Below are 10,902 nucleotides of genomic sequence, written 5' to 3' on the forward strand. Positions count from 1 at the left end.
GCGAAGGAGAAGTCGCCGAGCACGCATGCCCACAGGTTACACCGAGTCGGCGGGCGCCCGGTCCACGAGGAAGGCGACATCGCCCAGCAGGACGACCGCGTCGAGGGGCACCTCGGCGGGCACGCCGGGCTCGAGGTCGGTGGGTTCGGCGCCCTCCGGCCAGATCCGGACGCCGTTCGTCGAGTCGAGGTCGGTGACGACGAGTCGGCCATCGCGCGCCTCGAGGAGCGCGTGCGTCTTCGACATCGATCGGGTGTGATCGGGGACGGTCACGACGGTCGCGCGCTGCAGCCAGGCCGGCGGCTTCGGATCGCGCCCGGCCACGACGCGATCGAGCACGGGGAACTCGATCCCGTCGGCGCTGCGGAGGCGCCACGGGCCGGTCGCGGACGAGGCGGGCGCCGCCGGTGCGGGCGGTGCGATCGCCGACGACGAGGTCGACGGCGACGCCGACGGGGCGACCGACGACGGCGACGCGATCGGCAGGGCGGACGGCGGACGGATGCCGGGCGGCGGGCGGAACGCCGGAAGCGCGCGCTCGGCTCGCACCGTGCCCTCGGCCGAGTCGGGCCGGCCGTGCTCGGGCGCGCCGGGCACGAGCCCCGGCGGGGGCACGATGAAGTCCGGCTCGCTCACGCCCACCACCTTAACCCGCGCGGCGCGCGTGACCCGGCGTCATCGACGGCGTCGCCGACGTCACGGTGCACGGGCGAGGCTCGCGCCTCACCGACGACGGCGGAGCCGGTACCGGGCCACGAGCCGACGCACCCGGCCGGCGGCCGCCGCGACCGCCGCGGCCGCGGCATCCGCTTCGGTCCACCGTCGCTCGACGGACGCCGAGCCGACCTCGTCGCCGCCGAACACGTCGCGGTCGACCGTCGCGGCCAGCATCGACAGCGGCGCGCGACCCGCGACGCGGACGTCGCCGAGGCCCTGCTCGTCGAGCTGCCGCTCGAGCGCCCGCGCGGTCTGCAGGCGCGACGCGCGCTCGGGCGGCTCGAAGCCGAGCTCGGCGTAGCGGTCGACGAGTTCCTCCCACGCGCCGGCGGCCCGCCGGTCGCCGGTGCCGCGCCGGCGGCGGATGGCGCGGCGCCGGCGCTTCGCGATCGCGACGACGAGCATGGGCAGCAGCAGGAGCACCGCCGGGATGCCGATCGAGGCGATCACGACCCACGCCCAGGTGGGCAGCTGGAACGGGCGATCGCGGTCCTCGTCGTCGGTGTCGTCGATCTCGGTCGTGGTCAGCAGCTCGTCCTCGGCCTGCTCGGCGCGCGGGGGCTGCCGCACCTGCGGCTGCGGCTCGGACTTCGGCTTCGGCGTCTGCTCCTGGGGCACGTCGACGTTGTCCGGGGTCGGCTGGAACGCGATCCAGCCGACGCCCTCGAAGGGCACCTCCACCCACGCCGTCACGTCCTCGCCGAGCACCTCGACCGTGCCGGCGCCCTCGGCGACCTCAGGCGCGTAGCCCATGACGACGCGCGACGGGTAGCCGAGGTGGCGGGCCATCAGGGCCATCGCCGCGGCGTACTGCTCCTCGTCGCCGACCATCCGGCTCCGCGTGAAGAGCTCGATCAGGCGGTCGGCGCCGTGGCCGGCCCGCGACGCGACGGCGTCGCTCGCGAGGCCGTGGCTGAGGAATCCGTTCGTCTTCAATGCGCGTTCGACGGCGCGCAGCTGCTCGATCGGGCTCGCGGCCTCGCCCGCGTACTCCTCGGCCTTGGCGGCGACCACGTCGGGCAGGTTCTCGACGACGGGCAGTTCGAGCCGGGCGACCGGGACCTCGAGGAGTTCGGAGTCCTCGGGCTGCACCTGCACGCGCGCCTCGAGGCGGTAGCGCGTGCCCTCGGCGGCGCCGCTCGTGAGCACCGCGGTGCCCGCTGCGGGGTTGTAGCGGAGGTCGCCCGCCCGCTCGACCGAGCCGCGGTCGAGGAGGTCGAGCTCGGACCCGTAGCCGACCGTCGGGAGCCACACGTCGGAGTACGCCCCGACCTCGACCTCGATCGACCGGGAGCCGCCGAGGTCGGCGAGCTCGGGAGCGGGAAGGGTCGAGCCGACGATCGAGTACCCGCCGTCGGCGGCGGCGTCCTCGGGTCCGGCGACGTTCCAGAGGCGTCCGCTGTAGGAGTCCATCGCCGCGAGCCGCAGCGTGTCGCCGGGCTCGAGCCCGGCGACGAGGAACACGGGCGACTCGGCGAGGTCCTTGGTGTACTCGCGGTACCCGGCGAGCGGGCTCGGGAACTCGAGCGGGTCGAACGGCGGCACGACCTGGTCGCGCAGCACGAAGCGATCGGGTGCGACGGGTGCGACCGCGAGGCCGGCCACGGCGCCGACGGTGACGGCGCCGGCGACCACGATCGCCGAGCCCGTGACCTTGCGGCGCCGCAGGCGCGCTGCGCCGTCGCCGCCGGCCTCGACGCTCGCGCCGCGGCGCCAGGCGATCCAGGTCAGCGCGATCGCCGCGAACGCGACGCCGCGGGCCGCGGCGAGGAACGCCTGGTCGGTGCCGAGCAGGATGCCGGAGAGGAACAGCAATACCGGCCCGACGACGACGACCGCCGCGCGGAGCGGCGTGCGCCGGCCGGGGAGCCAGCGCAGCACGAGCAGGCCGCCGACGAGCGAGACGACCGCGGCGGCCGCGTACGGCACGGCGGCGACGTAGTCGGGCGCCTCGACGGGCGCCGCGATGGTCAGGATGTCGGCCCAGCCGTACACGGCGCCGACGGCGAGCCCGGCGAGTGAGGTCAGGGTCGGCAGCACGACGAGGAACGCCTCGCCGGGCATCACGAAGGGCGTGCCGACGAGGAAGTAGAGAACGATGCCGAGCAGCACCGTCACGAGCACGTTGAGGCGCAGCAGCGTGCCGAGCACCGCGGCGAGCGTGCCGACGACGATGCCGGCGAGCGCGGCCGCGAGGAAGTCGAGGCCGCCGAAGCTCGTCTCGTACCCGGCGATCGCGAGCAGTGACAGCGCCGAGAGCACGCCGAGGTCGACGAGGGCGCTGCGCGGGATCCGGTTCACGGGCGGACCCTCCTCACGAGGCGCGACAGCTCGTCGAGCGAGCCCACGGTGACGATCGTCGACTCCCCCACGCGCCGGATGCGCGACGCGGCGCCCACCTCCGTGCGGAACACGATGACCTGCGTGTCCGAGCCGAACACGGTCTCGGCGGCGCGGAACTCGGCGAGCGGCGCGCGCGAGCCGCCGACGACGATGAGCACGCTCGGCGCGGGGATCCGGCGGCCGGCCTCGCGGACCAGGTCGCGCACTGGCGCGGCGGGCTGCTCGAGCGGTTCGATCCGGCAGGTGTCGTCGAGCAGTGCGGTCGGCGTCGCCGTGCCGAGCCGCAGGCGGTCGGTGGCGACCGCGAGCCGCGTGGCATCGCGGATCACCTGCACGCCGAGCGAGGCGAGCACCGAGACCGCGAGCTCGAACTCCTCCTCGGAGGCGTAGTGCTCGGCGCTCGTCGGCTGGACGAGCAGCAGCTGCGATCGCCGGGTCTCCTCGTACTGGCGCACCATGAGCTGGCCGGTGCGCGCCGACGTCCGCCAGTGCACGTTGCGCAGCGCATCGCCCGGCTCGTACGCGCGCAGCGCGTGGAACGAGATGTCGTTGGCGGTGATGGTCTTCGTGATCTCGCCCTCGAGGTCGCGCACGAGGCCCGCCGCCGAGGGCTTCAGTCGAGCCGTGACGGGGTGCACGAACAGCTCGACGGGGTCGGTCCAGCGCACCTCCCGTCGCAGCAGCCCGAGCTGGTCGCCGCGGACGGATGCCGCGGGGCCGGCCACGATCACCGCGCGGCGCTGCGTCGGCACCGCGAAGAGCTCCTCGTGCTCGCCGCCGGCGGAGATCGCGGGGATGACGAACTCGGCGAGGCCGTTGCCGACGGGCAGCTCGAGCTGCGAGGGCACGGATGCCGCGTCGCCGGCGTTCTGCACGACGAGCCGGCCGAGTGCGCGCTCCCCCGCGACCACTCGGTGCGGCTGGAGCTCGATCTCGACGCGGTACGCCATCCGCCCGAAGGCGAAGGGGATCGCGACGAGGAGCGCGGCGAGCAGCGTCGCCCCGACGAACGCGAGCTCGATCCAGCCGAGCGGCCACGCGAGCGCGAGCGCGACGAGGCTCGCGGCGAGCACGAGCCATCCGACCGGGGAGATCACCCCGGTGACGGGCGCGGTGAACGCGGCCACGGCCCGACCGGCGCGACGCAGGCCGTTCGAGAGCGAGCGAGCGGATGCCGCGAGCGAACGTCCGGCGGACCGGAACGCGATGCGGGACTGCGACGGCGTGCGGGGCGCCGAACGCGGCGGCCGCGCGGGTGCGTCGGGCGCCGGCGCCGCCGGCTCGGGCGGCGTCGACGCGGGCGCGTCGATGCCGCCCGTCATGCCGCGCGGTACGCCGGGGGCGCGATCTCGACGAGCACCTTGCGCACGATCTCCTCGGCCGTCGCACCCGCGAACTCGGCCTCGGGGTCGACGATGATGCGGTGCGCGAGCACCGGCACGGCGAGCTCGCGGACGTCGTCGGGCGTGACGTAGGTGCGGCCGCGCGAGATCGCCCAGGTCTTCGCCGCGCGCGCGAGCGCGAGCGCGCCGCGCATGCTGACGCCGAGCGCCGAGTCCCGGTGGTCGCGGGTCGCGGAGACGATCTGGTTGAGGTACGAGAGCACCGCGGCATCCACGTGCACCTCGGCGGCGAGCCGTGCCATGGTCGTCACCGAGCTCGAGGCGATGATCGGCGACACCTTCGACGCGCGCGCACGGTTCGCCGAGTCGAGCAGCAGCGTCACGGCCGTGTCGTGGTCGGGGTAGCCGAGCGAGGTCTTGATGAGGAAGCGGTCGAGCTGCGCCTCGGGCAGCGAGTAGGTGCCGGCCTGCTCGACCGGGTTCTGCGTCGCGATGACCATGAACGGGCTGCCGACCTCGTAGCCGACGCCGTCGACCGTGACCCGCCCCTCCTCCATGACCTCGAGGAGCGCCGACTGCGTCTTCGGGCTGGCGCGGTTGATCTCGTCGGCGAGCACGATCGACGCGAAGATCGGGCCGCGGTGGAACTCGAACTGGCCCTTGCCCTGGTCGTAGATCGTCACGCCCGTGACATCCGACGGCAGCAGGTCGGGCGTGAACTGGATGCGCGAGTGGGTGCCGTCGAGCGTGTTCGCGAGCGCCTTCGCGAGCACGGTCTTGCCGGTGCCCGGGAAGTCCTCGAGCAGTACGTGCCCCTCCGAGAGCATCGCCGTCACGACGAGCTCGATGATGTCGCGCTTGCCGAGGATCGCGCGGTCGACGTTGTCGACGAGCTTCGAGAAGGCGTCCTGGAACCAGCTGGCCTGGTCTTGGGTCACGGTCATGTTCGTTCCTTCGAGTCGTACGTTCAAGGCGGGGTCGCGCCCGTCACCACGTGTTGTAGCCGATGTTGTTCCACTGGGTCCCGCTGATCGCGCCGAGCGTTCGCGAGGTGCCGCCGCTGACGTTCTCGAAGCGGACGGCGATGGTCTCGCCCCCCGCGCGGATGCCGAGGTGGTTCAGGAGCTCGAGCCGCCCGTTCGCCGCGACGTCGTAGGTGCCCTTCCAGTTGCTCCACGAGCCGTTGACGGTCACGTACACCTGGTAGCGGCCGGGGTCCATGTCGGTCCAGGTGATGCGCACGTTGGCGCAGCCGCCGCCGCCGCTGTCGCACGCGCGGCTCGGGCCCTTGCCGATCGACCCGGCGGGCTGCGGGGGCGGCGGGTTCTGCACGGAGAAGCTGTCGGACGACGCGGTGCCCGGGTTTTCGCTGCCCAGGTTCACGGCGCGCACCGACACGGTGTGCGACCCGGCCCCGACGCCCGTGAAGCGGTGGCTCGTGTTCTGTCCCGAGTTCACCCACGACCCGTTGTCGATCCGGACGTCGTAGCGGACCGCACCGCCGCCCGTGTTCGAGGGCGCGTTCCAGCTCACGTCGACGCTCGTCGTGGCGTACCCGTTGACCTGAGCTTTGACGCCGGTCGGCGCGCCCGGCGTGCCGTACGGCGTGCGCGACGCGGACTGCGCCGACCACTCGCTCCAGCCGATGACGTTCTTCGCCCGGACCTGGAAGGTATAGGCCGTGCCGTTGGTGAGCCCGGTGAACTCCTGGTTCACGCCCGCGGCGCCGGCCCCGAAGCTCCTCGTCTGGCCGTTGTACCGGACCTCGTAGTCGGTGATCGGCGAGTTGTTGTTCGCCGGGGCCGTCCAGCGGATGGTGACGGACCGGTCGCCCGAGTTCTGGATCGTCGGCGCCGCCGGACGGTCGGGCGCGTCGCGCACGACGACGGTGACGCGACCCTGCACCTCACGCGCGGGGTCCTTCGTGCCGTCCTGGATGCGGTAGATGACGCTCAGGGTGCCCGTGAAGGCCGCGCCGGCGTTCACCGTGACGTCCGAGGCCGTGTGCGACACCGACGCGCCGGCGCCGACGTCGGCCTGGTCGATCTGCGCGTCGATCACCGTGAGCTCCGCGTCGGGCGCGAACGGGTTGAAGTCGTTCGCGAGCACGTCGACGGTCGCGGTGCCGCCGCGCACCATCTCGACCGGCCCGTCGTCGTTCGCCTTCGGCAGCGCCCTGGTCGAGGAGACCACCTTCACGTCGACGTACCCCGGCACCGTGAACTCGTTGAACACCACGTCGAACGAGATCCGCGCCTCGGTGCCCGGCTGCACGCCGAGGGGCGAGGAGAGCCGGAGGATCGAGCCCTCGACGATGCTCGCCTCGATGTCGGCGTTCGCGCCCTGCAGGTTGCGGTACTCGACGCGCTCGATGTTGTCGGGGTTCGGCTGGTCGGTCGATGAACGCAGGTCGACGTCGAGCGGCGCCTCGCCGGCCTCGATCGTCTCGCTCCGCGGCGTGAACGTCGGCGGGGTGTCGTTGAAGTCGGGGTCGCCGACCGTGATCGGGATGGTCAGGATGGCGGTGCGCCCGACGGGATCGTCGGCGCCCTCGCCGTCCGTCACCTCGAACGTCAGCGACGCCGCGCCGCGGTAGTCGGCGGCCGGCACGTACTGCACCGCCGTGCCGCTGACGAACGCGGGTTCGCCCGCGTTGGTCGACGACGCGGAGAGGATGAGGGCGGGGTTGCCCGACGGCACGACCACGAGGTCGTCGACGTTCCAGCTGATGCTGCCGTTCATCGGCACGATGATCTCGCCGAGGTCCTTGAGGTAGGGCGCGGGGAACTTCGCCTTCTCCTCGGCGAGCAGTTCCTCGGGCGTCTTCGGCCGCTGCGTCTCCTCGACGGTCTCGTCGCCGGACGGCACGGGCGGCACGATCACGAACGCCATCGCCGAGAGGTCGTCGAGGTCGTTCGTGAGGCGGTACGCGACCGCGTAGCGCTCTCGGCCGGGCATCACATCGATCGTGCCGTCGGCGGCGACCTGGGCCCGTCCGGCGTTCGGCCCCTCGAGCGTCACGACGAGGTCGTCGACGAGCCCGCCCGGGTTCGTGGCATCCGCCAGCGGGTCGACCGTGACGACCTCGCCGTCGACGACCTCCTCCGGTTCGATCACCTGGTCCTCGGCCGTGGGCGGGTCGATCACGGCGTCCTGGGTCACGGCGATCTGCAGGAAGGCCGTGTCGGCGCCGCCGTGGCCGTTCGAGATCTCGTATCGGATCGTGTACGCGGCCTCCTGCTCGGGCGCGGTCACGACGATGCGGCGGCGGTCGCGGATCTCGGCCTCGATGTCGTCGTCGACCTCGGGCAGGTCGGCGACGTGCAGCTGGTAGCCGCTCGGGTCGGAGTCGTTGAGGAGCACCTCGACCGACGCGGTGCGGCCGGGCTTCATCTCGATGGCGTCGTCGACCGCCTTCGGCGGCAACTGCACCTCGGGCCGCGGGATGACGCCGATGCGGATGGTTCCCTCGGCGGTCGCGCCGAGGGTGTCGCGCACCTCGTACCCGAACTCGTCGGTGCCCGCCGACCCGTCGAACGCCTCGTAGGTGAACGACGTGCTGGTGCGTTCAACGACTCGGCCGAACTCCGGTGCGACGGTGATGCCCGTGAGGGTGACGGAGTCGCCGTCGGGGTCGAGCTGGTCGAGCGGCACGTCGACCTTGACGGCCGACCCGGCGAAGGTGCGCGAGGTGAGCGGCGTGGGCAGCGGCGCCCGGTTCTCGCCCGCGTCGCGACCCACGACCGTGAATCGCACGGTCGCGCGCGCGGTCTGCTCGGAGTCGTCGGCGACCGTGTAGACCGCGCTGTACACGCCGGGCCTCTCGGGCGCCTGGAAGCGGACGGTGTCGCCGTCGGTGAACGCGAGGCCATCGGGCGCGTCGACCTCGATGAGCTCCGGCAGCAGGTGCATCGTCGCGGCATCCGGGTGGGTGTCGTTCTCGAGCACGTCGACCGTGACGATGTCGCCCGCGCGGACGATGGCGCCGTCGTCGACCGCGACCGGCGGCTGGTGCTTGACGAGCGGCGGCACGGGCACGATCGTCACGCTCGCGGTCGACGGGTTCACGCCGTCGGACACGGTGTACGCGACCTGCAGCTGCTCGTCGAGGGCCTGCGATGCGGTGACGCGCAGGACGGTGTTGGTGAGGATCTCGACCGAGACGAGCCCGTCGGCGGCGGAGTCGTCGATCGACTGCACGGCGAGCACGCGCCCGGACGGCGAGACGTCGTTCGCGAGCACGGGCACCGTGAGCGGCTCGGCGGCCCTGAGGTACGCGGTGTCCTTGACCGCGATGGGCGGCAGCGCCTCGGCGGGCGCCTCGACCACCTGGACGCGCACGAGGCCCTTGCTCGTCGCGGCGCCCGCCCCGAGGGTGTAGAGGAAGACGTACTCCCCCGGCTCGGTGCTCGAGAACGCGATCGTGCCGCGCTCGACGTTCGGCGTGATGACCGCGATCTCGGGCGCCTCCTCGATGCCGAGGAGCTCCAACCCCGCGCCGGACGGCGAGAGGTCGTTGGCGAGCGGTTCGATGAGCGTCGTCTCGCCGGCGAAGACCCGCGCGAAGTCGGGCGTGCCGATCGGGTTCAGCGTGCCGGTCGGCTTCACCTCGACGGTGAGCGTGCCCGCAGCCGTCGTCTGCCCGTCGGAGACCGTGTACTGCACCTCCTTCGTGCCGAGCTCGGCCGAACGGTGCTCGAAGGTGATCGTGCCGTCGGGGCTCGAGCGCACGGCGTCGCCGCCCGTCGGCGAGGCGTTCACGAGGTACAGGTCGTCGCCGTCGGGGTCGTTCCAGTCGGCGAGCAGGTTGTACGAGAGCTGCTGGCCCTGCTCGACGCTGATCGCCGCCTGTCGGAGCGCCGCGGGAGCGGTGTTCTCGCTCGCCGGCACGATGCGCACGTTAACGGATGCCTCGGCCACGCCGCCGCGGCCGTCGTCGACGCCGTACCGGAACGACACGCTGCCGGCCGCTCCGGCCGCCGGCGTGAACTGGAGGGCGCGCCCGCCGTCGATGAGCTCGAGCCGACCGGCCGCCTCCGAGACCTCGGTGGTGCTCGCGACGGTGAGCACGTCACCGTCGGGATCGGTGTCGTTCTCGAGCACCTCGAGGATGGTCGTGCGCTCGGGCCGCACACCGTAGTCGTCGTCGCGCGCCACCGGCGGACGGTTCACGTCGGTGCGCTCGGCGAGCGTGTCCTCGAAGGTCTGCTGGGCCGATTTCTCGTCGCCTTCGAGCTCGTCGCTCTCCTCGGGCGGCGTGACCTCCTCCCAGTTGTCGACGAGCCGCAGGTCGGAGTCGACGAGCCACGCGTTGCCGTTGGCGAGGTCGTTCAGCACGATCACGTCGCGGTTCACGCGGAACTCGAGGCGGGAGCCCGCGGTGGGCTGGTCGATCGCGGTCGACTGCGGCTCGGCGTCGTCGCACGCGAGCAGGTACCGCCCGACGGCCCCGCCCCACGCGCCGTGCGCGCACTCGCCGAGGCGGACAGGCGCCGCGACCTCGCCCGCGTCCGCCGCCGCGACCTCGCCGCCGTTCGGGACGGTTCGCACCGCGCCGCCGCCGATCGGCACCTCGAGGAGGCCCGTCGCGGTCGCGAGCACCACGTTCTCGTGCTCGGGCCCGGACTGCTGGAGGCGCAGGGCCGGCTCGGGCAGGTCGATCTGGCGCCCGTCGACGACCACGCGGTCGGCCTCCTCGTCGAAGACGACGGCCTGCTCGCCGACCGCCGCGAGCTGGTGCTCGCCGACGACGGGCAGCTCGGCGATGGTCGGCTCGGCCGCATCGCGTGCCAGTGAGACGAGCTCGCCGTCGCCCGGCGCGGTGGCGAGGATGGTGCCCTCACTCGTGACGGCCACGTGCGCGCCGGCCCCGAGGTCGACGATCGGATCGGTGCCCCGGTAGTCGAACGCGAGGTCGCCGTCGGCGGTGACCCGCCAGAGCTCGCCCTCGGGCGAGAGGATCGCGAGCACGTCACCGCCGTACGCGACCTCGGAGGCCGGGGGCACGTCGATACGCTGCACGAGCGTCGTGAACGACGGATCGATCCGCTCGATGGTCCCGACGCTCGGGTCGAAGAGGAAGGCGTCCTCGCCGTCCTGGAACACGTCGATCTCGTTCGACGCGGTCGCGACGGCCGCGTCGAGCTCCTCGATCTGGCGGTTCAGGCGGCCGGCGAGCAGCTCCTCGGCGTTCGTGACCCACACCTCGCGCGCGCGCAGGTCGGGGTCGGTCACCGGGAAGCCCTCGTGCGCCACGGCGAGGCCGACGGGAACGCCCGCGAGCACGGCGAGCGCGGCGGCCGAGGCGACGTTCCGGCGCGACCGCGCCCATGACCTCAACGTGACCACAGAATTCGTCTCCCCCGGGTGCGTTCCGTCGGTAGGGCGTCGGATTTCACCGCCGGAGAGACCGGCGGGTCGGGCATACGCTAACACGGGCGTTCGGGGCCCTCGAAATGGGGAGGACTCCCCACGACGTCATGATCCGGAGGGGATCCCC

General features: G+C 73.0%; 5 protein-coding genes. All 5 read right to left on the minus strand.

Going from position 1 to position 10,902, the window contains the following annotated elements:
* Window positions 1-36 precede the first annotated feature (36 nt).
* The 5 genes from ACQ393_RS03740 to ACQ393_RS03760 all read right to left on the minus strand — a co-directional run bounded on the left by ACQ393_RS03740 (window position 37) and on the right by ACQ393_RS03760 (window position 10,751).
* On the minus strand, window positions 37-636 hold the full coding sequence (locus tag ACQ393_RS03740; protein ID WP_430645481.1) for an FHA domain-containing protein: 600 nt from the start codon (window positions 634-636) through the stop codon (window positions 37-39).
* A gap of 87 nt (window positions 637-723) precedes the next feature.
* On the minus strand, window positions 724-3,018 hold the full coding sequence (locus ACQ393_RS03745) for a transglutaminase-like domain-containing protein (RefSeq protein ID WP_430645482.1): 2,295 nt from the start codon (window positions 3,016-3,018) through the stop codon (window positions 724-726).
* On the minus strand, window positions 3,015-4,382 hold the full coding sequence (locus ACQ393_RS03750; protein ID WP_430645483.1) for a DUF58 domain-containing protein: 1,368 nt from the start codon (window positions 4,380-4,382) through the stop codon (window positions 3,015-3,017). The genes ACQ393_RS03745 and ACQ393_RS03750 overlap by 4 nt, the downstream gene beginning before the upstream one ends.
* Entirely contained in the window at window positions 4,379-5,347 is a 969-nt protein-coding gene (locus ACQ393_RS03755) for an AAA family ATPase (protein ID WP_430645484.1), read from the minus strand. The genes ACQ393_RS03750 and ACQ393_RS03755 overlap by 4 nt, the downstream gene beginning before the upstream one ends.
* 43 nt (window positions 5,348-5,390) lie before the next feature.
* Window positions 5,391-10,751: an Ig-like domain-containing protein gene (locus ACQ393_RS03760; protein ID WP_430645485.1), complete on the minus strand. Its 5,361-nt coding sequence runs from the start codon at window positions 10,749-10,751 to the stop codon at window positions 5,391-5,393.
* Window positions 10,752-10,902 lie beyond the last annotated feature (151 nt).

Origin of the sequence: Agromyces sp. GXS1127, assembly GCF_050565425.1 — a bacterium.
Lineage (GTDB): Bacteria > Actinomycetota > Actinomycetes > Actinomycetales > Microbacteriaceae > Agromyces.